This is a genomic window from Rhizobium laguerreae, assembly GCF_002008165.1.
Lineage (GTDB): Bacteria > Pseudomonadota > Alphaproteobacteria > Rhizobiales > Rhizobiaceae > Rhizobium > Rhizobium laguerreae.
Map to the genome: position 1 here is coordinate 1 of NZ_MRDM01000012.1, position 23,943 is coordinate 23,943.

Annotated in this window: 22 protein-coding genes and 3 pseudogenes; 11 read left to right on the forward strand and 14 right to left on the reverse strand. The window is 56.9% G+C overall.

Annotated features, from left to right (window positions below; genetic code table 11):
- Window positions 1-307 precede the first annotated feature (307 nt).
- Window positions 308-676, forward strand: a pseudogene (locus tag BS630_RS14940) (IS66 family transposase); the annotation flags it as partial.
- 617 nt (window positions 677-1,293) lie between these two features.
- Entirely contained in the window at window positions 1,294-2,007 is a 714-nt protein-coding gene (locus BS630_RS14945) for a GntR family transcriptional regulator (protein ID WP_003549684.1), read from the forward strand.
- A gap of 358 nt (window positions 2,008-2,365) precedes the next feature.
- On the opposite strand, the gene BS630_RS14950 is transcribed toward BS630_RS14945, so the two are convergent.
- The 14 genes and pseudogenes from BS630_RS14950 to BS630_RS15010 all read right to left on the reverse strand — a co-directional run bounded on the left by BS630_RS14950 (window position 2,366) and on the right by BS630_RS15010 (window position 14,655).
- Entirely contained in the window at window positions 2,366-3,037 is a 672-nt protein-coding gene (locus BS630_RS14950; protein ID WP_011654245.1) for a Crp/Fnr family transcriptional regulator, read from the reverse strand.
- Between the two features lie 32 nt (window positions 3,038-3,069).
- A complete protein-coding gene (gene ccoS, locus BS630_RS14955) occupies window positions 3,070-3,228 on the reverse strand; it encodes a cbb3-type cytochrome oxidase assembly protein CcoS (RefSeq protein ID WP_003549679.1) in 159 nt (52 codons plus the stop codon).
- Window positions 3,225-5,510: a cation-translocating P-type ATPase gene (locus BS630_RS14960; RefSeq protein WP_020048102.1), complete on the reverse strand. Its 2,286-nt coding sequence runs from the start codon at window positions 5,508-5,510 to the stop codon at window positions 3,225-3,227. Before BS630_RS14960 ends, ccoS begins: the two co-directional genes overlap by 4 nt.
- Complete coding sequence (locus BS630_RS14965) at window positions 5,507-5,992, reverse strand: FixH family protein (RefSeq protein ID WP_011654243.1); 486 nt, start codon at window positions 5,990-5,992, stop codon at window positions 5,507-5,509. The genes BS630_RS14960 and BS630_RS14965 overlap by 4 nt, the downstream gene beginning before the upstream one ends.
- Window positions 5,989-7,557 (reverse strand): cytochrome c oxidase accessory protein CcoG, encoded by a 1,569-nt coding sequence (gene ccoG, locus BS630_RS14970; protein ID WP_011654242.1) that lies wholly within the window; start codon window positions 7,555-7,557, stop codon window positions 5,989-5,991. Before ccoG ends, BS630_RS14965 begins: the two co-directional genes overlap by 4 nt.
- Before the next feature lie 172 nt (window positions 7,558-7,729).
- The gene (locus BS630_RS14975; RefSeq protein WP_020048101.1) at window positions 7,730-7,915 is read right to left on the reverse strand and encodes a hypothetical protein; all 186 of its coding nucleotides are present in this window, start codon (window positions 7,913-7,915) and stop codon (window positions 7,730-7,732) included.
- Window positions 7,916-7,926: 11 nt separating this feature from the next.
- Window positions 7,927-8,790 (reverse strand): cytochrome-c oxidase, cbb3-type subunit III, encoded by an 864-nt coding sequence (gene ccoP, locus BS630_RS14980; RefSeq protein ID WP_020048100.1) that lies wholly within the window; start codon window positions 8,788-8,790, stop codon window positions 7,927-7,929.
- A 1-nt stretch (window position 8,791) separates the two neighbouring features.
- Entirely contained in the window at window positions 8,792-8,944 is a 153-nt protein-coding gene (locus BS630_RS14985) for a CcoQ/FixQ family Cbb3-type cytochrome c oxidase assembly chaperone (protein WP_003568501.1), read from the reverse strand.
- 8 nt (window positions 8,945-8,952) lie between these two features.
- The gene (gene ccoO / locus BS630_RS14990; RefSeq protein ID WP_020048099.1) at window positions 8,953-9,687 is read right to left on the reverse strand and encodes a cytochrome-c oxidase, cbb3-type subunit II; all 735 of its coding nucleotides are present in this window, start codon (window positions 9,685-9,687) and stop codon (window positions 8,953-8,955) included.
- Window positions 9,688-9,695: 8 nt separating this feature from the next.
- Window positions 9,696-11,318: a cytochrome-c oxidase, cbb3-type subunit I gene (gene ccoN, locus BS630_RS14995; protein ID WP_020048098.1), complete on the reverse strand. Its 1,623-nt coding sequence runs from the start codon at window positions 11,316-11,318 to the stop codon at window positions 9,696-9,698.
- Between the two features lie 401 nt (window positions 11,319-11,719).
- A pseudogene (locus tag BS630_RS15000) lies at window positions 11,720-12,203 on the reverse strand (IS5 family transposase); the annotation flags it as partial.
- Between the two features lie 470 nt (window positions 12,204-12,673).
- Entirely contained in the window at window positions 12,674-12,820 is a 147-nt protein-coding gene (locus BS630_RS37970; RefSeq protein WP_155247461.1) for a hypothetical protein, read from the reverse strand.
- Window positions 12,821-13,145: 325 nt separating this feature from the next.
- Window positions 13,146-13,682 (reverse strand): hypothetical protein, encoded by a 537-nt coding sequence (locus tag BS630_RS37975; RefSeq protein ID WP_245310407.1) that lies wholly within the window; start codon window positions 13,680-13,682, stop codon window positions 13,146-13,148.
- Between the two features lie 301 nt (window positions 13,683-13,983).
- Window positions 13,984-14,655 (reverse strand): hypothetical protein, encoded by a 672-nt coding sequence (locus BS630_RS15010; RefSeq protein WP_011654237.1) that lies wholly within the window; start codon window positions 14,653-14,655, stop codon window positions 13,984-13,986.
- A 1,070-nt stretch (window positions 14,656-15,725) separates the two neighbouring features.
- Between BS630_RS15010 and BS630_RS15015 the strand changes: the two genes are divergently transcribed.
- The 9 genes and pseudogenes from BS630_RS15015 to BS630_RS38535 all read left to right on the forward strand — a co-directional run.
- Entirely contained in the window at window positions 15,726-16,577 is an 852-nt protein-coding gene (locus tag BS630_RS15015) for an electron transfer flavoprotein subunit beta/FixA family protein (protein WP_011654236.1), read from the forward strand.
- Window positions 16,578-16,594: 17 nt separating this feature from the next.
- Entirely contained in the window at window positions 16,595-17,731 is a 1,137-nt protein-coding gene (locus tag BS630_RS15020) for an electron transfer flavoprotein subunit alpha/FixB family protein (RefSeq protein ID WP_011654235.1), read from the forward strand.
- Window positions 17,718-19,025, forward strand: coding sequence for an NAD(P)-binding protein (locus BS630_RS15025; RefSeq protein WP_011654234.1), 1,308 nt, complete (start codon window positions 17,718-17,720; stop codon window positions 19,023-19,025). The genes BS630_RS15020 and BS630_RS15025 overlap by 14 nt, the downstream gene beginning before the upstream one ends.
- 11 nt (window positions 19,026-19,036) lie before the next feature.
- Window positions 19,037-19,333, forward strand: a complete 297-nt coding sequence (locus tag BS630_RS15030; RefSeq protein ID WP_011654233.1) for a ferredoxin family protein — start codon at window positions 19,037-19,039, stop codon at window positions 19,331-19,333.
- A 195-nt stretch (window positions 19,334-19,528) separates the two neighbouring features.
- Window positions 19,529-21,088, forward strand: coding sequence for a nif-specific transcriptional activator NifA (nifA, locus tag BS630_RS15035; protein ID WP_011654232.1), 1,560 nt, complete (start codon window positions 19,529-19,531; stop codon window positions 21,086-21,088).
- A gap of 195 nt (window positions 21,089-21,283) precedes the next feature.
- Window positions 21,284-22,777, forward strand: a complete 1,494-nt coding sequence (nifB, locus tag BS630_RS15040; protein ID WP_011654231.1) for a nitrogenase cofactor biosynthesis protein NifB — start codon at window positions 21,284-21,286, stop codon at window positions 22,775-22,777.
- Between the two features lie 15 nt (window positions 22,778-22,792).
- A complete protein-coding gene (locus BS630_RS15045; RefSeq protein WP_003551816.1) occupies window positions 22,793-22,987 on the forward strand; it encodes a 4Fe-4S binding protein in 195 nt (64 codons plus the stop codon).
- Window positions 22,988-23,122: 135 nt separating this feature from the next.
- Entirely contained in the window at window positions 23,123-23,329 is a 207-nt protein-coding gene (nifT, locus tag BS630_RS15050) for a putative nitrogen fixation protein NifT (RefSeq protein WP_020048095.1), read from the forward strand.
- Between the two features lie 135 nt (window positions 23,330-23,464).
- Window positions 23,465-23,644 (forward strand): annotated as a pseudogene (locus BS630_RS38535) (hypothetical protein); the annotation flags it as partial.
- Window positions 23,645-23,943: the final 299 nt, after the last annotated feature.

Genomic DNA, 23,943 nt, shown 5'->3' on the forward strand with positions numbered 1-23,943 from the left:
TTTTTCAAAAACAGTATAACGGTCGAGGGGATAGATCGCAAGATAGGATGCTGGCTCTATCGCCTTGAACCGATATGAACCTGCGACACCCACATTTGATTCCCTTAGGAACCGCCTAAGGTGCGGACGCATCTCAGCTTTTGAGGCGTAAGCATATTTATGGAACTAGGTTGTTCCCCCGACAATGCGGTATGCATGGCGGTTTGCCTGGTAGGAAGTGCGGGCGATCACGATTCTTGTTCAATCAACAGAAACAAAACGAAGCCGACGGTGACGCCGCTGTGAAGTGACGCGGAACGTCGACATCTGCCCGACCTGTGGTGGCGCATCGTTCCTGAAGGCGGCCGACAGGGTGGTCCAGGTGTTGGAGCACGTGCCGGCGTCGGTTAAGATTGTCCGCCATGTCGAAAAGCGCATGATCTGCAGGGATGGCGATACGACGGTAGCTGGCGAGATGCCTACCCTGCCGATCGAGCGCGGCAAACCCGGGCCGGGACTGCTCGCCCATATCATGATCGCTAAATTCGACGATCACATTCCCCTCTATCGCCTATCCGAGATGTACGAGCGGTTAGGGATAGACATCTCGCGATCCGTAATGGCTGACTGGGTCGGTCGCGCATCCAGTCTGCTAGCTCCTCTCGTCTCGGCTACTAGGGCCCATAGTGCCTCCCTCCATTCTAACGAAAATAATGCACCATCAAATGCCGGGACTAAACACCCAGAGCTTTTTCGATCCGCCAACCGGAATCGCCAACTCGGAAATCCGCGCAAACCTTTCAGCGGGCTGGATAATGCGTCACAAATTAGACGCTGCCTGAGTTCTTTGCCAACAGCAGAAAAAACAAAACGTTAAGGTGGCGCGATAGGCCAAAATATATCAAAAAAAATATCAATGTTATGTGTTGATATATCGCGGAGCGCCGTCTAGATCTGGTCAACAAGCGGCACGGGGGTCTACCCCGGTCAGCGACGGGAGGCTTAGGTGAACCGACGTGACAACATGCACCCAGACAAAATCAGATCCGACAGGCCAGAGATGAAGATCGCCCTCTTAGATGGAGAACGTGACAGCTTCCTCTTGCCCCATTCCGTTGAACTCAGCGGCGAGAGAGTGCGATAGCGGCCAGCTGCGGCCGCGGCTGTTATAAAGGTCCCGAATCTCGCCTGGGTTAAAACGCGTGCCGATATGGTGAGGCCAATTAATTCGGGCTTGAATCGGAACGCCGCCCGATATCAATGAATAAGCTCCTGTAGGGTCCCCGAAGGACATCGACAGAGGAAAACCATCAAATGCGGTGTTGCAAGAACGCGCCCCCACAGCGTGGGGCTGACACAAACTTTTCTACTGAACCAGAACCTGCAAAGGCCGATATTGCCTACGATGCTATTCGACGAATTCTCCACAATAACGGCCGTGTGCCGGGGCAACATCTCAGGGAACAGGATCTGGCGTCTAATCTTGATCTTGGTCGAACACCAATTCGCGAAGCACTTCAGCGACTAGCAGCTGAAGGGAAGATCCAATACATCCCTCAGAAGGGCTTTTTCACCAGGCCGATGTTGGAGGGTACTCTGTTAGATTTTTATGTTGTTGGAAGTGAGACGCTAATCTCGGCGTTGAATCGAAAGCGGCCGCAGATCCCAGAGAGCTGGGCCGTGGCAGATAAATTGTCCCCCGACGAACTCGCCCTAACGGCAGAAGCGATATTTACTAGAATCGCCGAAGAAGCATCGAATTGCGAGGCATGTAAAATCGTTCAACGATTCTGTTTTTGCACTCACCCTCTACGAATGGAAATAACTGCGTCGGAACTTAGGCCCGCATTTGTCGAAAGCCTCGAGAAATTAATTGCCGCAATGTCTGAACTAGGCGCCGCGACAAACTTGGTGGAGTCCGCGTTGATGAACCACCTTGACCTAGAACGCGATGCCGTCCCAAGGGTCGTACAAGAGGTGAACGAACGTGGGTTAACAGGGCTTCCTGGGCACGCGAAAAGCTTGTGATATCGCCGTAATCTGAAGCACTCGGCTCGAGCATTTAAAGCCTATGTCGGAATAAATGCCCGCATCATTGCGTTACTAATAGGATCGACACTATTGGGCTAGTCGGATTCTTCCGGTTCCCCGAACTCCGCGATAGATAATAAAATGATTGGCACGCGCTGGATGTTTAGACCTGGCATTAGATAGAGCGAATCTGGTGAAGCGCTCGGGTTATGAAGCCCATGCTTTGCAAATGAACTCGTAGTGTGTGGAGGCCTTGAGAGGCTTGAGTCTGCGGCGAACAGGTACCCCATTGACATGGTAGTTAATGGCAGGAACAGCGCGGCGAACTTCAACATGTGGCCCGGTGATCCAACGGTTAACATGCCTCCCGCAGCAGGTCGACGCTATCGACGAGGACGACCTTGCCTCTGACTTCGACCCCCGACGGGGCGAGCGCCGCAAACGCGCGGGAAAGGGCTTCCGGCGCCAGTCCCAGTTTGCCGGCCAGGATTCGCTTTCGGTAAGGAAGGCGGAACGTAACCCGCGAGGTGGCCGCCGAGGCGGGGCAGCGGCTCATAAGGTAGTTTGCCACCCGTTGCGCGGCTGTGAGCAAGCGGTCTCCGGCAATACAATCCATCGCGCCCAGCAGGTGCCTGCCCATGATGCGCATGACGTTCCTGTGTACGACCGGATGTTGGTCGGCGAACGCCTGCAACTCCGCAAGCGCAAACAGCGCGACCTCGGCCCCGTCGGCGGACCGCGCGCTATAAGCGTAGGAGCCGCCCCCCGCGAGTAGATATTCTCCAAAGGTGTCGCCCGGCTCGCACACGCAGATATCCGCTTCGCGCCCGGCGGATTCCGATTTTGAAAGTCGCACAAACCCGTTCATGACGCAGTAGACGAACGATTCCTGCTGGCCCTCGGCTACGATCTTCTCGTCAGCGGCGAAGGTTCGAAACTCAGCCGTTCCGGTGAATTGCTCCACAGTCGCCTGATCCAAGCCAGCAAACAGGTCAGACTGCAGAAGCATAGAATTTTTCGCAAGCATCCATCTTCCTTTCGTGTTTGGACCCACTGCGGTCAGGGTTCTCGTTGATCGGTTTCGTCCTCGGCGAGGATCCGCCAGGCGGCGCCTTGAAGGTCGTCATACTGGCCGCTCTTTAGCGACCAAAGGAATGCCAGGAGCCCTATTCCTCCCATCAACAGCGCGATCGGTATGAGATAGATCAACATGTTCATGCGGCTTTGACCTCCTCACTCCTGCCGATCCGCCCTCGAATGTGCATATCCCGACGCTTGCCGAAGGCGTTCAGGCGCAGGGCGTTCGTCACGACGATGATCGAGGATGTCGACATTGCCACCGCCGCTATCAGCGGCGTCGCCAATCCGGCGATGGCGATCGGCACTGCCAGAACGTTGTAACCGATGGCGAGAGCGAAGTTCTGCCGGATGAGGCTGGCGGATCGTCGCGCAACGGCGATCGCTTCCGGAACAGCGTCAAGGCGATCGTTGAAGAAAACCAGGTCGGCCGCCTGTCTTCCGATATCGGAGGCTGTGGCCGGCGCCATCGAGACATGCGCGGCTGCAAGTGCCGGGGCGTCGTTGATCCCGTCGCCAACCATGAGCACGCGACGACCTTCGCCATTCAGCCTCTGGCATTCCTCGACCTTCTGTTTCGGCGTCAGAGAGCCCAAAGCCCTGTCGATACCCAGGGCATGCGCCGTATTGTCGACGACGGTCTGCCTGTCTCCGGACACGATCAGCGTTTCAAGGCCGGCTGCATCGAGCCGGTCGATTGCCTCGCAAGCACCCGGACGAAGCGTGTCATCGAAGAAGAAGCGAGCAAGATCGACACCATTCTTCGACAGGACCACTTCCGAGAACGGACTGTCGGCGGTGCGGGGCACGATGCTGGTTCCGCAGGCAAACGCCAAGTTGCCCAATCGATAGACATCTGCTCCGTTCCTGGCTTCCAGTCCCCCGCCGGGGATTTCCGTGACGATGTCGAAGGACATGAGGTCGGTTTCGGTGTCCCGTACCAGGGCCCGAGAAAGGGGATGCCGTGAATGCGCTGCCAATCCACGGGCGATCGCGGTGGCGCTCTCGTCCATGGCATCCACTCTGACAAGGCGCGAACTGCCGATCGTCAAGGTGCCCGTCTTGTCAAAGGCCACGGTGTCGGTTTCGGCCAGTCTTTCGAGTGCTGAGCCGTCCTTCACCATGATGCCCTTCCGGAAAAGTTCGCCCGTGGCGACGACCTGGACCACAGGTACGGCAAGACCCAATGCGCATGGGCAGGTAATGATCAGCACCGCAACGGCGACCAGCATGGCCTGTTTCCAGTCTCCGCCCAGGAGGCCCCAGGCAAGGAAGGAGACCAGCGCCAGCAGATGCACGACCGGAGAATAGAGCGTCGCAGCGCGATCGGCGATCCTTCGATAGCGAGCTCTTCCGCCCTCGGCGGCTTCCATGAGGCCGATGATCTCCGAGAGAAGCGAATCCTTGGCAATTCTTGTCGCCCGCAGCACGAGGGAGCCGGTCAGATTCATCGCCCCGGAACTCACTTCGCTGTTGCTGGCGACGGCGACCGGGCTGCTCTCGCCGGTGACGATGGAGAGGTCCAGGTCGCTCTCTCCGCTGACGATTATGCCATCGACGGGAACCCGTTCGCCTGCGGCTATCGAGATTTCATCCCCCGCCGCGATCTCATCTACCGCAATGTAGCGTCGCGACCCGTCCGGATTGATCAGCAATGATCCGCGCGGCGCCAGTCTTGCGAGTCCGTTGATCGCCGCCCGAGCCTTTTCGCGCATGACATGATCGAGGGTTCTGCCGATCAGCAGGAAGAAGAGCAGCGAGACCGAAGCGTCGAACCACGCATGCTCGCCGTGATGGACGGTCTCCCACAATGAAACGGCATAGGAGAGCGTCACGGCGAGCGAAATCGGAACGTCCATGTTGGTGCGCCGGTGCCGCAGCGCATTCCAGGCCGATTTGAAGAAGAAGCGCCCCGCATAGACCAGCGCGGGCGCTGCTATCATCGCCGAGATCCAATGAAACATGTCGCGCGTCGCAGCATCTGCACCCGACCAGACCGATATCGAGAGCAACATGATGTTGGCAGCGGCAAAACCGGACACGCCGATCGCGAGGAGAAGTTGATTTCTGGTCTTGTCGTTCTCGGGAGCTGAGGGCGTGAAGAGATGCGCGCGATATCCGGCCGAGTTGATCGCTGCCAGGATCTTGGACGGATCGGTTGCGCGTGTCTCTATCTCCTCCTGGTAGACGCAGCTCACCCTTCGAGCCGTGAGATTGACTCGCGCTGTCTTGACGAAGGAAAGCGCCAACAACGCCCTTTCGATGGTCGAAATGCAGCCACCGCAGTGGGCGTCGGGGACGCTCAGGTCCAGCTGGCGCAATCCTTCGCCGAGCGGCTGGCTCGCAAGGCGAACCTCTTCGGCACTGAATGATGTCGTGCTGAGGGCAAGCACGCTTTCTGCGTCCATGGTACAGCAGCTCACTGGCCTAACTCCGCGGTATCGATGCGTTTTGCCTCATGCATGACGACCACGCCGCCGTTTCGCGAGATGGCCTCGACGATCCAGTCACCGTCGGCTAGATCATGCTCCGCTTCGAACCGCCCCGCGGCTGTCTTCCTGAGCGTAAGGAGGAAGTCCTCGTGGTCTCCGACCGGACGTTTGAAATTCAGAATGACGTCGTCGACGATCGCAGGCGATCCGCTCTTGTCGTGAATATCGTAGCGGATCTCGTGCCCCTTTATGGAGAGGTTGCCCTCGATGCCGGAAGCGGCCATTGCCTTCATCGCCGCCGCTTTGCGGTTGAACTCCTGACTGGCGACATAGGTGTTTTCCACGACCAGACCGCTCCAGCTGGAAGAGGCATAGAAGGCCATGGTGACGTTCACCGCGATCACCACGCCAAAGAATGCCGAGGTCGAAAGCAGCATGTGCAAGCCTGTAAAACCTTGAGCGGAGGTCTTCATTTGATGTCTCCCGGTGCATTGAACGCCGCGCGGTAGGTTGCCCGGTCGGCATGCTCGGTATCTTCGATAACGAACAGAAATTCATTGATCGCGGCTCCGGTAGGCTTGCGCGTAACGAAGACCTTCAGCGTCGTGGCGGCGTCGGGTTCGGCATGGACTGTAAAGCTGCGAGCGTCTTCCTTGCCGAACTCGGGAATGCGCATCGTCGCCCCCTCCAGCCCGACCAGGCTTATGTTCACATCCCTAGGCGTCGGCACCATGTTCAGGATACGAAGCGTGTAGCCATTCCGCAGCGAGCCGTCGCTTTCCAGAACATATTGGGGGTTTCGGTCGTGAACGACGTTGAGTTCAAGGCGCTCCCGAAAGGTGAGATGGACGAGCATGGCCACGCCGACCGACGCCCAGGCGACTGCGTAAAACACGGTTCTCGGACGAAAGATGATCCGCCAGTTGAAATGCCGGATCGCCGGAATGAAGGTCCCATCCTCGTTTCGAACTCTGGAGGGTTGGACGGCCGTTCGTCCTTCGTCGGTGGCAAGCGACATGTTGCTTGAGTATTCGCTCAGCGTGGCGTAGGCGATCAGGCCGCGAGGCTTTCCGAGCTTATCCATGACACCGTCGCAGGCGTCAATGCAGAGAGCGCATGTGATGCACTCCATCTGCTGTCCGTCGCGAATGTCGATTCCCATCGGACACACCGCCACGCAGGCATTGCAATCCACGCAATCCCCGACCGATAGGCCATTGACTAAAGCCTTCTTGGCGTGACGCGACCGCTGCTCGCCCCGCCAGTCATTGTAGGTGACGACGAGAGAATTTTCGTCGAGCATCGCACCCTGGATGCGTGGCCACGGGCACATATAGGTGCACACCTGCTCTCGCATGAGACCGCCGAGCACATAGGTCGTCGCAGTAAGGATGGCGACGGTGGTGTAGGCGGCTGCAGGAGCGTGGCCGGTGAACAGCGAAACAAGCAGACTCGGCGCGTCGGCAAAATAAAAGATCCACGCTCCGCCTGTGACGATGCCGATCAGCAGCCAGATCGAGTGTTTGACGACACGCTTCCTCAGCTTGGCAAAGCTCATAGGGCTAGCGTCAAGCTTCATTCGCGCGTTTCGATCGCCTTCTATCGCACGTTCGACGACGAGAAAAAGATCAACCCAGACCGTCTGCGGACAAGTGTAGCCGCACCATGCGCGGCCAACCGCGGAAGTGACGAGAAACAGCCCGAACCCCGCCATGACGAGCAGGCCCGCTACATAATAAAATTCCTGAGGCCAGATTTCGATGAAGAAAAAGAAGAAGCGCCGTGAGGAAAGGTCGATGAGGATTGCCTGGTCAGGCGCGTAAGGACCGCGATCCCAGCTAATCCATGGCGCGAGATAGTAGATGCCGAGCGTAACCAGCATGACGATCCACTTGATCCGACGGAATCGTCCCTCTGCACGCTTGGGAAAGACCTTCCTCCGAGGTGCGTAGAGAGGTTGCCGGTTGCGACGGGCATTGACCGGCTCGACATTGAGCCGCTCGATGTTATCGGGATATGGTGCAGTGTAGAGGTTCATGGGACCTGTCCGATTTCACCCGCCTTTGTCCCATCTGCCGCGCATCCGTTCCTTGATGCAGATCAAGAGACAAGGCCTTCCCGCGAAAGGAAAAGGCCACGCCCTGGACAGAGGGCGCGGCCTGCAGGAGCTGCGGGGGAACAACTACCGCTGGGACGTCCTCGACGAGGCTCTAGCGGCTTGTCTGCTCGTGGTCTTTGAGGCAGCTCAAACTGACGATCGAACTGCCGATCTTTGCCGGGTCGTCCTGATCGGAAGGGGGCGGCGTGGCCTTGGCGCTCGCCGACACACGCAATCGTATGGTGGCGCGCGGCGTGCCATAGAGATCGAGGATCGGGTTGTGGCCGTGAGCTGCCATGGCTTTTCTCCTCACGTCCCGCCGCCAAGCGAATGGACGAAAATCGTAAGTTCCTTGACCGTCGTATCGCCGAGGCGCCCTGCCCAGGCAGGCATGACGCCATGCTTGGGAGCGGCCACCTGACGGGTGATCGCATCCTCGCCGCGTGCCTTCAGCCAGATCGCATCGGCGAGATCCGGCGCGCCCATTTCGGCTTTTCCTTTGGCGTCGTCGCCGTGACATGCGGCACAGTTATCGACGAAGACCTGTTTTCCGGCCTCTGCGAGGCCGGGGTCCGACGGTGTATTGGTCAGTCCCCAGACGTAAGCCGCGACCTGCCTTGTCTGGAGGGGATCCAGAACATCGGCAAAGGGCGGCATCTCGGAAGCATGAGTGTCCGTATCCTCGTTGAAGCGAATTCCATGCGCGATCGTCGCCTGGATGGCATCCAGGTCTCCACCCCACAGCCAATCGTCGTCGTTGAGGTTCGGAAATCCCGGACCGCCGCTTGCTCCCGAGCCATGGCACGGCGCGCAGTTCACCTTGAATGCAGACGCGCCGCCGGCGACCGCGAATTCGCGAAGGGCAGAATCGGAATCGATCTCGTGCACCGTCTTGGCGGCGATCAGATCACGCAGCGTCGTCTGCGATACTTTGGCCTGATCCAGATTCTGCTGCAACTCGGCGCGGCTGGAGAAACCCAGCATGCCCTTGGTGGCGTCGGTAACCATCGGGATCGCGGGATATGCGATCACATAGCCCAACGCCCAGACAATGGTGGCGTAGAAGGTCCACACCCACCAGCGGGGCATCGGATTGTTGAGTTCGCGGATGCCGTCCCATTCATGCCCGGTCGTTTCGACGCCGCTAAATTCATCGATATGTTTTTCCGACATCTTAATCGTCCTTCAAGGGAATATCGGCGGCTTCTTTCGCGGTTTGCTTGCTGCCTGGGCGAAGGGTGAACACAACCGCGCCGACGAAGAATGCCGCCATGGCCAAAAGGCCCCAGCTGTCGGCGAAGTGTCTCATTGCAGTGTAGGTTTCCATGGATCACCTCATCGGTAGCCGGTCGCGTCGTCGTAGGTCGAGAAATCGACCAACGTTCCGAGCATCTGCAGGTAGGACACCAGGGCATCCATTTCGGTCAGCGCAGCAGGATCGCCGTCGAAATCGCCGGTCTTCGCCTTCGGATAGCGGGAAAGCAGGGCCGTCGTATCTGCGTTCGGATCGGCTTGGGCCTTCATGTCGGCCTCCGCGTTCGCCAGCATGTCGTCGTTATAGGGCACGCCCACGTCCTCGTTGGCCTTCAGGTCCATTCCCACGTCCTTGACCGTCACCCTCTGCTCTTTGAGGAAGGCGTAACTCGGCATGATCGACTCCGGCACGACCGCCCGTGGATCGGCGAGATGCTGGACATGCCATTCGTTGGAGTAACGTGCGCCGACACGGGCCAGATCCGGCCCGGTTCGCTTGGATCCCCATTGGAAAGGATGATCGTACATGGACTCGGCCGCGAGCGAATAATGGCCGTAGCGTTCGACCTCGTCGCGGAACGGCCTGATCATCTGGCTGTGGCAGAGGTAGCAGCCTTCGCGGATGTAGATATTCCGGCCGGCCAATTCGAGCGGCGTATACGGCCGCATGCCTTCCACCTTTTCAATCGTGTTCTGCAGGTAGAACAGCGGTGCGATTTCGACGATGCCGCCGATGCTCACGACGAGCAGCGAACCGACGAGAAGAAGCGTCGCGTTCTTCTCGAGGATCTGATGTTTATCTAGTATCGATGCCATGTCTCACCTCATTCGGCAGGCTGTAGTTGGGGCGCGAAAGTGGTTGGGATTGCAGCTTCATCGCGCAGGTGGCCGCGGATCGTCATGAACACGTTCCAGGCCATGACGAGACCGCCCGCCAGGTAAAGCGTTCCGCCGACCGCGCGCAGCACGTAGTAGGGAAACATTGCCGCGACCGTCTCCGCGAAGGAATAGACGAGGAAGCCCTGGGAATTGTACTCGCGCCACATCAGCCCCTGCTGGATGCCGGCAACCCAAAGCACGGCGGCGTAGACGACGATCCCGAGGGTCGCGAGCCAGAAGTGCCAGTTGACCATCCGCAGGCTGTAGAGACGCTCGCGTCCCCATAGCTTCGGCGTCAGGTAGTAGATCGCCCCGAAGGTGATCATTCCCACCCAGCCGAGAGCGCCGGAATGCACGTGGCCGATCGTCCATTCGGTATAGTGGCTGAGCGAATTGACGGTTTTCACCGACATCATCGGGCCTTCGAAGGTCGACATCCCGTAAAAGGCGATGGCGACAATCATCATCCGGATGATCGGATCGGTGCGGATCTTGTCCCAGGCTCCCGAAAGGGTCATGAGGCCGTTGATCATGCCGCCCCAGGAGGGCATCCAGAGCATGATCGAGAAGACCATGCCGAGGGTCTGGGCCCAGTCGGGCAGCGCCGTGTAATGCAGATGGTGCGGGCCGGCCCAGATGTACATGAAGATCAGCGCCCAGAAGTGGATAATCGAGAGCCGGTATGAATAGACGGGTCGGTTGGCCTGCTTCGGCACGAAGTAGTACATCATACCCAGGAAGCCGGCGGTGAGGAAGAAGCCGACGGCGTTGTGGCCATACCACCATTGGGTCAGCGCGTCCTGAACGCCCGAGAAGACAGAATAGCTCTTCGATCCCAGGAACGAGACGGGCACTGCAAGATTGTTGACCACGTGCAGCATCGCGATGGTGACGATGAAGGCGAGGTAGAACCAGTTTGCCACGTAGATGTGCGGCTCTTTGCGCTTCAGGATCGTTCCAAGATACACGGCGAGATAGGCGACCCAGACGATGGTCAGCCAGAGGTCGACGTACCACTCGGGCTCGGCATATTCACGGGCCTGGGTGATTCCGAGAACGTATCCGGTCGCAGCCATCACGATGAAAAGCTGGTAACCCCAGAATACGAACCAGGCCAGGCTGCCGCCGAAAAGACGCGCGCGACAGGTGCGTTGCACCACGTAGAACGACGTCATGATCAGCGCATTGCCGCCGAAGGCGAAAATGACCGCCGATGTGTGAACGGGCCGCAGCCTTCCGAAATTGAGATAAGGGGCGATGTTGAGGTCGGGAAAGGCCAGTTGCAGCGCGATGACCACGCCAACCAGGAAGCCGACTACGCCCCAGAATACCGTGGCGATCAGGCCATACCGTATCACCTCGTCGAAATAGCCTGATATATCGACTTTCCGCCGTTGGCCTGCCGGCGAAAAATCAACTCTCCTGATCAGGACAGCAGCGCCCGCGGCAAGGCAGAAGCAAAGTATCCCCATATGGACCGCAAAGAGATGATCATGCGCGAATGCGGCTAGTAGCAGCGCTAGAAACGCCGCGACCGCGATCACCATCGTTTCCGTTGTGTAATTCATGATGTCGTCCCCAGTACGCCGACGACCGCGTCGCGGCCGTCTTTCTCGCCAGGACTGTCATGAAGCGGCAAATTGCGCCTTGATCTGCGTCAACGAGAGGGCCGGTAAATGGGACAGCGCTACGCGTCTTAAGTCGTTGGCACATTCCGACTGTCATACCGTCACCCAGGGTGTTCTTGGTTCGATCTCGCGTTTTGCTGGTGGATCAGTTCTCTGGATTGCCGGAAGCATGTTGCTTTCAGCTTGTCGGTCATTCCAGACATTGCGCTGACCACGGCGATAATCTTATTTCTTCCTGCACCGCAACTCAGCTAAATGCCGAACAACTCGAGCGTAATGACAAAGATCTCGAAAACTCGACTCTTCGAATTTGACAATGGTCGTCTTTATGTTTCACCTAGAATATCGGCGCTGTGAACCACCAGGCCGACCATCAGTCCAAGCGTGTCGACGACGATATGACGCTTGCGTCCCTTGATCTTCTTGCCCGCGTCAAATGCCGCCGCTTTCCGTGGTTTTTACGCTTTGACTGTCGATCACGCCCGCAGACGGCGAGGCTTCCCGGCCTTCCAATTCACGCGCCTCCATCACAAGATGATGGTTGATCCGACCCCATAACCCTGTCGCTCGCCATTCATAGAAATAGGACTGCACAGTTGTAAAAGGCGGAAAATCCTTGGGCATCATCCGCCATTGGCACCCAGTCGTGGCGATGTAAAGCAACGCATTCACGACCTCGCGAAGATCGGTGCTACGCGGCCTGCCCAGCCGCCTCGGTTCGGGCAGGCAAGGCGAGATCAATCCCCATTCCCGGTCCGTCAGATCGCTTGCATACCGCATTGCGCGTCGGGCATATTGCCGACGGGTGAAATCAGTCCAGCCCATTGTGGTCTCCGTTCGTCCTAAGCAAACAAACAGAATCACAACTGGCTGATTTAACTCAACTCTTTTTCGGTCAGGCTCTTAGAGATCCTTACAATGTTCTTATGAGAACTTTTACTCAAATCACTGCCAGCTTTATTCTATTCTAAGCTTTATGGCCGCCCAATGCTGGCGGGAATGCAAATCGTCAGCGTCTGGGCGGCGCGCATGACGAAGGGCTGGTTGACCGACGGAGGCCGCTGTCGCGGCCGCCGTAAACAAGACCCTCGGAGCAGGCAAGATTACATGCACGCCGGCCACCGCCTATGAACTGCTCATTAGCTGCAGTTTCTTTCATCCGCCGATTGCTTCGTAGCGTGCAGAATTGGGGCCTCAGGGTGACGAGCGCGCGACAGCGGGCGGAGGTGGATATTCGACTTTCCGCCTCAACCTTCGCGCAAGACCAGAAGAGAATTGTGGGTGTAGGAAACCCCTTACTGGCAGGCGGTCAGGCCGCCCGGATTTCGAATGGCGGCAAAACCGACGCCGTCGATCGTGTTGTCGTTACGGACAATGAAGCAGTAATTCATCGGCGGGAGGTGCGGCGACGATGCAGGAGTTGGCCCCAGCCGGAATGACATAGGTGTCCGCTCCGACGATCGCAAAGACGGAGGCCGTTCCATTCGGATGGGGCACCGGCTGCTTGGTGAACAGGATCGCATCGTTCGGCGGTGCGACCGCAATGGCCTGCTAGTTCCGGGAATCGGACGAAAATACGAGTTGTGCCGCGTCGGGCAGCGCTGTTGCGAGGATAGAGACGGTGGCAATGGCAAGCCCGGCAGCGATTTTACCGCGACGTGCTGTTTGGTCAGCGGATTTCAATGTAATACGTAACGTTGCTATATTCCTTTTGTTCAAGGGTTTATTGGCTTGCTCAAGCGTCAGTGATGATCCGGATCTCTGGGTCTATGGTCCTCCTGTCGCCGAAAAGGTTCCGTCAGCTTTGTAAGTCACGGTGTAGGCCGCGTAGCCCATGGTGAAATCGCAGCATGCCGAGTTGCTCTCGTCATAAGCGACGGTGCTTCCGACCGGCTGGTAGCCCATCTTCACGAAAAAGATCTGCTTCGGTATGCAGTTCATGACGGCGTTGGGGACAGGAGCGACAAAGCTCGAGAGTATAACCGCCTGATTGTTGTTCAGGGCGACGACGCCGCAATAGAGTTCGGGATGCGGCAACGGGGTATAGGAAGGCACGTTCATGCCAAACCCTCCGATCGCAATTCCGGCTTGATTGGCGGGCGCGGAAAGTCCGAGCGGATCGAGCGTCAAGGTCGTGCAGTTGTCCGGCGAACCGTCAACCGTGGTGAGCGTAACCGGTCGGAACGCGGATGTGCTACCGACCACGGATAGTGTGGCGGCATTGAGCGAGAGAAGCGCGATCAGCTGCGAGGGCGACGCCGCCTGTTTGGTGCTGAATGCACCTGCATAGACCTGACTGTCCAAACCGAAATTGACTTGCGCTCCCGAACTTGCGTAATTGCCGATGCTTTGGCAGCCGAGACTGCCGCTGAAGACGAGACCAGGGCTCGGGCAGCAACGGAAATGCGGCCTGCTTCTGGAACACATAGAAATATTGCGTCGTCTGCGAAAAGTTCCGAACGATGATCTGGTAGGACGAACTGGTCATTGCGTGTGACAATCCCCTTAGAGATCCAGCCTGTCCGCGCCCGGGCGGCGGCGGCAACCGCGAGGATGGTGCGCAGGTGAAGAGGGGACGGTTCTTCACCTGCATGGGTGCCAAGGCTTACTGGAGCTGCGTGGTCCAGGTGCCGTCAGATTTCAGGCTGACGTTGCAGACGGAATAGCCGCCAGTGAAATCGGAAAGCGCCGCGTTCACGCTCGATTGCGTGAAGTTCATCACGACACCTGGCGTGTAGGCGCCGGTCTGGACATAATATTTAAGGATCGGCTGGCAATCGGTATTGCTGGCGGGGTTTGCCTGCACGAAGTTGGAGAGCACGATGCCGCCATTGACGGCAACCGCCGAGCCGACATTGAAATAGGGCGGCGCGTTGAAGACCGGCGTGGTGATGCGGAAGGCGCCAGGCTGCACACCCTCCCCGTAGATCGGCGAGGATAGTCCGAGCGGATTAACCGTCGCGGTCGTCCAATCGTTCGGTTTGCCGCTGCTACCGGAACTCGTAGCAAGATCGATGGCGCGGCTGGCTGACGAGTAGCCGGAAGAGGCGCCGATTTGCGGCTGTGTGTTCGCCGGCTGGATGCCGGCATAATATTGCAGGTTAACCTGGAAGGTCAGGATCGCGCCCGTGTTGTCATAGTTGCCGAGCGATTGCGAGAAAAGGCTATTCGAATAGACTCTCCCCCCGCCGGTATAAATGGCCGGCTGCTGGAAGAAGTAGAAGGTTTGCGTCTGGGGTTCGCAATTTTTCACGTTGATGGTCAGCATTGTAGACATGTCGGCAACCCTTCTGCCTGAGGGATTTTGCACTTACGTGCAACAGTCGATTTGTGAGATACTCACGGCTGGTCGGCGTGGCATGTTTCGTTCCTGTTGTTTGATCTGCGACACGTTTCAGGTGCTGTGGGGTGTTAAATGCCGCACCCGATCCTCCTTCTCATTTATTTTCCTCCACGTGTTCGAACCGATGCGGTTATCCCGCAACGCGGATGCGAAAGCCGTTCCGCTGCCTCGCAATAGCTCACAAGATTCGTGCCAAGCAGGCCGATAGAGATGACGAACAATATTTACTGCGATTCCAGTTATGTGGGCGCAAAATGCGCGATTGAGAACAGGAACGCTTGTCACGTAAACGACAAAGGTGATGACAATGTCGCAAATTGTTGTATGCGTCTGAAGGACCACAAGCTGGCGCTGGCTCAGCAGTAAGGCGCGTCAGATCAAGTGGCTTCGGCTTTGGTTATGCGGTAGCTCGCCCAACCGATCAGAACGGCGTTGATGTAACGATTGAGGCGGAGAAAAGCCAAGACCTCGACGCGCTGCAGCAGCTTTTATGGACGGCTTTCGATTGATATTTCCAGCAAGGGTTACTCGACGCTTCTGGCAATCATCCTGTTCACGCCCGCAACATCAGCTAAACCGCTTGTCCAAGCCTCACTAGGCGCCCGCAGCGTTATTTTCTCGATCGCTGTGCTTCTGATCGCGCATACGGTGTCGCTAGTCAGATTATCAACGGCAAACCGAAGCGCGATACACGCCCACCGCACCAGAGCTTCAGTCCCCGTGCTATCTCCCGGGGGATTATTCGGCGTTGAAATCTTCCAACTCGTGGCGCAGCTATCATGGACTTGTCCGACCTGAAGGCTATCGAACCGCCCCTCCACTCGCGGTGGTGATCGGGGCGGATTGCGACACGACATGTCGGCAACCCTACAAAACCCCTTCGCATAGCGACAACGAAACATGTGCAATCTCGAAGGCTTACCGGCGCAACCTGATTGGCACGAGCAGTGCTCAGAGTTAGCCGGGTCCCTAAAGCCCGAATCCGATTGGGAGCTTAAACGACGATGCACATCGTGGTCTGTATCAAACAAGTGCCGGACTCAGCGCAGATACGCGTCCACCCGGTGACAAATACGATCATGCGCCAAGGCGTACCGACCATCATTAACCCATACGACCTGTTTGCTCTCGAAGAGGCACTTCAGGTTCGTGACCGCTATGGGGGCGAGGTGACCGTTCTAACGATGGGACCGCCCATGGCTGAGCAAGCGCTACGCAAAGCCCTTACCCACGGCGCAGATCGCGCAGTGCTTCTGACCGACCGCCACTTTGCCGGATCTGACACGCTGGCGACCTCGTATGCTCTTTCTCAAGCAGTAGCGAAGATTGGCGAGAGCTATGGGGGGCCTGATATCGTCTTTACGGGAAAGCAGACAATTGACGGCGACACGGCCCAGGTCGGACCCGGAATTGCAAAGAGGCTGAACCTCCAGCAACTGACTTACGTAACGAAGATTGTCTCCATTGATCCCACTTCGCGCGAGCTCATGGTTGAACGGCACGCGGAGAGCGGCACGCAGATGCTGAAGAGCACGTTGCCATGTCTCATCACCGTGCTGGAAGGTGTCAATGCTATCCGCCGGGGCTCTCTCGATGATGCTTTCCGTGCAGCGCGAAGCCAGGGTCTTAAATGGGGGGCCGCTGACGCCGGCATTGGGGAGTTGACCAAATGCGGCCTACGAGGATCGCCGACGGTCGTGAAGCGAGTATTCGCTCCTGGTCCGCGCGCCGAAAAAGCTATGCAAGTGGACATTAACGACAAAACGTTGGCCGAGGTCGCCGCGGACACGGTCGTTGCAATTTTTGCCCGCCAGCCCGTTTTGGAACGCAAGCTCACGTCCCATGGCAATCGGTGAGCAGCGAGGAGTAGATTTTGGTCGCTAGAAAAAATGAAACGCCGTCAAACGCGGTCGGCCGCGCCAGCTCAGGGAAAAAGCTGCTTAAGTGTTTCGAAGATCACCGGCACGTCTGGGTCTTCATGGAACTTGAGGGCGGCAATGTTCATCCCGTATCGATTGAACTCCTCGGCGAAGGCCGCAGACTAGCTGACAAACTGGGTGTCCAACTGGCCGGGGTAATCCTCGGTTCGTCTGAAGGCGTGGGCACCAAGCCGGCGATCGAAGAGGCCTTCGCTTACGGAGCTGATGTCGCCTATCTGGTAGAGTCGCCCCTCCTCGCCAACTATCGAAACGAACCCTTCACCAAGGCTTTGACGGATCTGGTCACTACTCACAAACCAGAAATTCTCCTTCTCGGCGCGACTACGCTCGGCCGCGACCTCGCCGGTGCTGTTGCAACGACCTTACAAACAGGGCTCACGGCTGATTGCACCGAGCTGGATGTTGATGGAGATGGTTCACTCGCAGCGACGCGGCCAACTTTCGGCGGGTCCTTGTTGTGCACGATCTACACGCTGAACAGCCGGCCGCAAATGGCAACGGTGCGGTCCAGGGTCATGGCGACGCCACAACGCTCGGATAAGCCAATTGGACGCGTTATCCAACATCAACTCCTGATGGTTGAGGAGGAGATCGTCACCAAAGTGCTCGCGTTCCTTTGTAACAGCGGGTCTGAGCAATCCGATCTGGCCAACTCCGACATCGTGGTTGGGGGCGGACTCGGCCTCGGCGCTGCAGGAAACCTTCAATACTTGAGAAACCTGGCAACGACGATCGGCGGGGGAGTCGGGTGCTCGCGCCCACTGGTCCAAAAAGGCTGGATGCCTGCTGATCGACAAATTGGTCAGTCCGGCCATACCATTAGACCCAAGCTCTACATCGCGGCGGGAATATCTGGCGCGGTCCAACATCGCGTTGGCGTCGAAGGAGCCGATCTGATTGTGGCTATCAACCTTGACGAGAACGCTCCGATCTTTGACTTCGCCCACATCGGCGTTGTCGCATGCGCGCTGGAGTTCTTGCCGGCGTTGACAGAAGCTTTCGCCAAGCGAATGCCACCGCACAACTCTATCAAGGTTATGGACCGAGGAAGGCTAGATGACCAAGGGTAAGTTCGACGCGATAGTCATTGGCGCCGGTATGTCCGGCAACGCCGCAGCGTATTCGATGGCTAGTCGCGGTCTAAAAGTGCTGCAGCTGGAGCGCGGAGAACATTCAGGCTCTAAAAATGTTCAAGGGGCTATATTGTACGCCAACATGTTGGAGGCGATTATCCCAAACTTCCGCGATGACGCTCCTCTTGAACGGCATCTGGTAGAGCAACGATTCTGGCTAATGGATGACTCGTCGCACACGGGCGTGCACTATCGCTCTGATGACTTTAACGAACTGAAGCCAAACCGGTATACGATCATCCGCGCCCAGTTTGACAAGTGGTTCTCATCCAAGGTGCGCGATGCCGGCGGCACAATCCTTTGTGAAACGACAGCGACTAGGCTCGCTCGGAACCTGAGAGGTAAAGTAGTAGGCGTTCACACGGACCGGGAGGGCGGTGTGATCCTCGCGGACGTGGTCGTCCTCGCTGAGGGCGTAAACGGACTGCTTGGAACTCGAGCCGGCTTACGCGATATACCGAGGCCAGAAAATGTGGCCCTCGCTGTCAAGGAAATGCATTTCATGCCGGAAGAGGTCATCGCAGAGCGCTTCGGCCTCAACGGTAGCGAAGGCTGTGTGATCGAAGCCGGCGGCACGATCTCACGCGGAATGGCCGGACTGGGCTTCCTTTATACCAACAAGGAGTCGATCTCGGTGGGGATCGGCTGCCTCGTCTCCGGTTTAGCGGGAGGCATGGAAAATCCGTACCGCCTTCTTGACGCCTTCAAGCGACATCCCTCGATCCGACCATTACTGGCCGGATCAGAGATAAAAGAATACGCCGCGCATCTTATTCCCGAAGGGGGCTTCAAGGCAATCCCGCAACTCTTTGGCGACGGGTGGGTGGTCGTGGGCGATGCGGCGCAACTAAACAATGCCGTGCATAGGGAGGGATCAAACCTCGCGATGACATCAGGCCTCATGGCCGGCGAAGCGATCTGTCAGATAAAGAGCCGTGGCGGCTTGATGACGAAGCGCAATCTCTCTCTATATAAGGGCATGCTGGATAAGTCGTTCGTCATGAAAGATCTGATAAAACACAAAGATCTTCCAAGCCTCCTCCACACTGACAGTCACAACTTTTTCATGACGTATCCAACGCTTATATCTCAGGCAGCGCAAAATTTTGTGCGCGTCGACGGTGAACCTAAAATCAACAGGGAGAAGGCCACAGCCGCCTCCTTTATCAAGGCACGATCCCGTTGGGGGTTGATTAGCGACGCGGTCCGCTCCGCCGTATCTTGGCGTTAAAGGAAAATTCGATGAAGGCGACCATCATTGAGCGCATTGAGGACAAGCTGTACCAAAACCGATATCTCGTCGACACTGGACGTCCGCATATAACAGTGCGACCGCACCGGTCGCCAAGCCCGAACCTGCTCGCCTTGACGCAAATCTGTCCGGCCAAATGCTACGAGCTGAACGAAATTGGTCAGGTGGCGATTGTTCCCGATGGCTGCTTGGAATGCGGCACATGCAGAGTGTTGTGCGAAGCTAGTGGCGACATAAAGTGGAATTATCCCCGGGGCGGGTTCGGGGTCCTCTTCAAATTCGGATGAGGAGTCCCTACCTCCGGCGGGATAGCAGCGACCGATCCAGCTGCATTAGCGGCGGCGATTGAATGTGCATCCACTCAACCTTTCGAAAGGCTAATTTTTGCGCCGTCGATAACACCTATTTTTAACTTAGGAATATGCGTTAGCATATTTCGTGCAGCAGGGTAAAAAGCAGTGCACCCTCCCCTGTTTGTAGGCATGATTAAACCAGAGGCGCGGCTCCATATACTCTACGACATATCCAAAGAGCTTATCTCTTCTTTTCCTCTAGACAACGTCCTGAAGGCTGCGATGAACGCCCTCGCCGAGCATCTGCGATTGCGCGATGGCGGAATCGTGATTCACGGCTCCGGAGGAGAGCCCTGGATAAACGTACGGGCTCCCATTGGGCACGACGTTCGCTCACGTTCTCTTACGATTGAACAGGCGGACACAATAAATCGTGTCATCGCTAGCGGGGAAAAGCACTTTGGGAAAAATTCTGTCGTTCTCCCCGTTAAAGTGAACCGGAAAGCAATCGGCGCATTATGGATAGATTTCGCTCAGCAAAGCGGAGCTCAGGACGAAAGCCTTCTGGCAATGATTGCCGTCCTGATCGGCTTAGCCTGCCAGCGCTATCGCGAATTGTGCAGCGATGGCTGCTCAGTCGCCGAGGAACAACAAGCAGGACAGATTCCCAAAATCAAGCCGAAGTCTCATCCCACCCAAGTCGATAAAATCGACTGGATCGTTGGGGAGAGCCTCGCGCTCAAGAGGGTATTAGCTACCACCAAGATCGTGGCCGCGACGAACTCCGCGGTGCTCTTGAGAGGAGAGAGCGGCACTGGCAAGGAATGCTTTGCAAGAGCAATACACGCGTTATCGATACGGAAAAGCAAGGCGTTTATTAAGTTGAATTGCGCCGCGCTGTCGGAGACCGTTCTGGAATCCGAATTGTTTGGCCATGAGAAGGGCGCTTTCACCGGCGCTCTCCTTCAACGAGCTGGACGTTTCGAACTGGCCAATGGCGGAACGCTGTTGCTTGATGAAATTGGCGATGTATCGCCACAATTCCAGGCAAAGTTATTGCGCGTGTTACAGGAAGGCGAATTCGAACGTCTCGGCGGAACGAAGACATTGAAAGTAGACGTTCGAGTCATATGCGCCACCAACAAAAACCTTGAAGTGGCCGTCCTTCGAGGTGAGTTCAGAGCCGACCTCTATTACCGGATCAATGTGGTGCCCATCATTTTGCCGCCACTTCGGCAGCGCGACGGTGACATTTCGCTTCTAGCGCAAGTGTTCCTCGAGCAATTCAACAAGGCAAATGATCGAAATTTCGACTTCGCGCCGTCGGCAATAGGCATTATGTCGAAATGCGCCTTCCCCGGCAATGTTCGCGAGCTGGACAACTGCGTACAAAGGACCGCTACTCTCGCCAGTTCAAATACGATCGCTTCATCAGATTTTGCCTGTCAGCAAGGCCAGTGTTCTTCGGCGCTCCTCTGGAAAGACGGCCGCGATGGCATTGACAACGACGCGGTGCATAGTCTCAACCCGCGAGATACAATGTCGAGCGGACTGGGGCTCTACGCAGGTACCCCCAGCGGTGCCACAGCCACAATGGAGGCACCGGGTCTCACTGAGCGTGATCGACTGATCAATGCAATGGTGAAGGCTGGTTGGGTGCAGGCCAAAGCAGCTCGTATCCTGGGTAAAACGCCGCGGCAGGTCGGCTATGCGCTACGCCGGTTTCGTATCGATGTGAAGAAGGAGTGACCGCGATCGCCAAGAGCTCCGTAAGCGTGGCACAACGACTTCGGGGGCGAGCTATTCATTTCTACAAGACATCTCCGGCAGCAAGCGGGGAAACGGGCGGTAAGGCGACATAAGAGCTGAAACAATAATATCTCATCGCTCGAAATCTCTCTTGCTTTTGGAGATCTAACCTTTCCTCACCAGTGGAACAGTGCAATGTCGGAACCGGAGATAAAGGTCGGGAAGACCAGCAGTGCCCTCTTCGACCGGGCGCCGATGGCTCCCTCTATGCCCGGCGGCCGCGCATCTTCGTCCCATGGCCTTTCGGTGACGGATGACATAGATGCGCGGATCTGGGAGAGAATCAAAGACCATCCCTGCTTTTCAGAGCAAGCCCACCACTATTTCGCTCGCATGCATGTCGCGGTCGCGCCAGCCTGTAACATCCAGTGCAACTACTGCAATCGCAAATATGATTGCACCAACGAAAGCCGTCCCGGGGTCGCATCAGTAAAGCTAACTCCCGACCAGGCACTACGCAAGGTGCTTGCCGTCGCCAGCAAAGTGCCGGAGCTTTCCGTAATCGGCGTTGCCGGACCGGGCGACGCTTGTTACGACTGGAGGAAAACAGTCGCGACGTTTGAAGGAGTTGCGAGAGAAATACCTGACATGAAACTATGCATCTCCACCAATGGATTGGCGCTTCCGGATCATGTCGATGAGCTAGCTGACATGAATATCGATCACGTGACGATCACTATCAACATGGTGGATCCGGAGATAGGGGCGAAGATCTATCCATGGATAATTCACGGACATCGTCGATACACTGGCATAGCAGCTGCCGGGATCCTTCACGAGCGCCAAATGTTGGGTTTGGAATTGCTGACCAAGCGCGGCATCCTCACCAAAATCAATTCGGTTATGATTCCAGGCGTCAATGACACGCACCTCGTCGAAGTTAACCGATGGATCAGAGACCGCGGCGCATTCATGCACAATGTGGTGCCCCTGATTTCCAAGCCTTCGCATGGTACTTATTACGGTCTTACGGGTCAACGTTGCCCGGAGCCGTTCGAACTGAAGGCACTTCAAGACTGTCTCGATGGCAACATTAAGCTTATGCGCCACTGCCAACAATGCCGGGCCGACGCCATCGGTTTGCTGGGCGATGATCGCGAGCGAGAGTTTGCCCTCGACCAGATCTCCACCAAAGTTGAATTCGACACCAGCAAGCGCGAGGCCTATCGCAAGCTGGTCCAGCATGAGCGAGGGGATCAACTGGCAGCAAAATTGGACGCGAACAAAGCAGTCAAGTCACTGGGTTCTTCGGGAACCCTTGCAGTTGCCGTGGCGACTAAAGGTGGCGGCCGGATCAACGAACATTTCGGTCAGGCAAGGGAACTCCAAGTGTATGCAGTCTCACTAAAGGGGATCAACTTGGTGGGACACCGCAAGGTCGAGCAGTATTGCCTCGGTGGTATAGGCGAGAAGGCCACTCTCGATCACACCATCGTTGCACTCGACGGCATCGACATTCTGCTTTCTTCCAAAATCGGCGATTGCCCAAAAAAGCGGTTGGCAGAAACTGGCGTGCGAGCCAGTGACGCATTTTCCTATGATTACATCGAGTCTGCGATTGGCGCGCTATACGCCGCCGAGTTTGGCGGCAAACCGGCAATGCCGACGGCTTTAGGCCCCTCTAATTGAATCAGGAGCTAAAACATGGCCTTCAAGATCATTGTATCCCAATGCACCCAGTGCGGCGCTTGCGAATTTGAATGTCCCTCAGATGCGATCAGTTTCAAAGGTGAGGGATATGTTGTGGATCCAAAAAAATGTACCGAGTGCAGGGGTGAGTTTGACACGCAACAATGCGCTTCGGTGTGTCCGATGCCGAAGACCTGCGTCCCTGCCTGATCGCCACCGGACTAAAGCGCAAAGACAGAGCCACGCCGGAGATATCGGCCTGCGCATATGTCGTACTAAAATAGCAGGCTTTGATAGCGCTCGACTTCCGGAGCTCCAAAGCCGCCGCAGCGAGAAGGGACATGCATGAGAGTGACAATCAGCAGAACTGACGTCGGCTTATCGGTCTATATTCACAAGAAAGACCTTGAGGAACCGATCATTTCGGTTGAGCACAAAAACCTATGGGGCGGCTTAATTTTGCTGAAAAATGGATGGCGGATAGCCCTCCCCGACCTATCGCAGAACAGGCGCCTGCCCGTTACTGTCGACGCGAGGAGGCTATCCAGTTAGCATGTGCGCAGGTTGATAGATGAGCGTCGATGCGAAGGGCAAGCTGCATACACGCCAAATAGGGGGCATCGAGTTCCCGATCCCTTGAAGGCGGCCATCGGCAAGAGGCCGCTCGTAAATCAGGCGGAATCCGATATGACGCAACTCAACGAAACAACGCTCAAAGGCCTCGTTGGCCGCATCCTTGACGATACTGGCGGAGCGTTTAGCGTGCCACTGGTACGGATCGGAGATGCACTCGGGCTATACAGGACACTGAAGATCGGGCCGGCGAATGCCGACGAACTTGCCGATGCCTCGGGATGCGCACCTCGTATACACCCGACAGCAAGGTGAAGTGCACTCCTGAATTCCAGAGCACTCGCTTCAACCTCGGACAGGCTTTCATGCAAATCAGGGAGATAGGAGACATGCTCGCTGATCCAAGAGAAACTGGGTTGCTAGCGATTGCACAGCAGTCGGCGGAGGGCGCTCTTCAATCTTCATCCAACGCGGCAAGGCGAGCCTCGGCACGGGCCGTATCGGTAATCCAAGCAATAGCCCTAATCATCAGCTTGTAACGGCATTCGTCCCCAGTGGTTCTGACATGACTTGCCTTGCAGCAATGTTCAGAT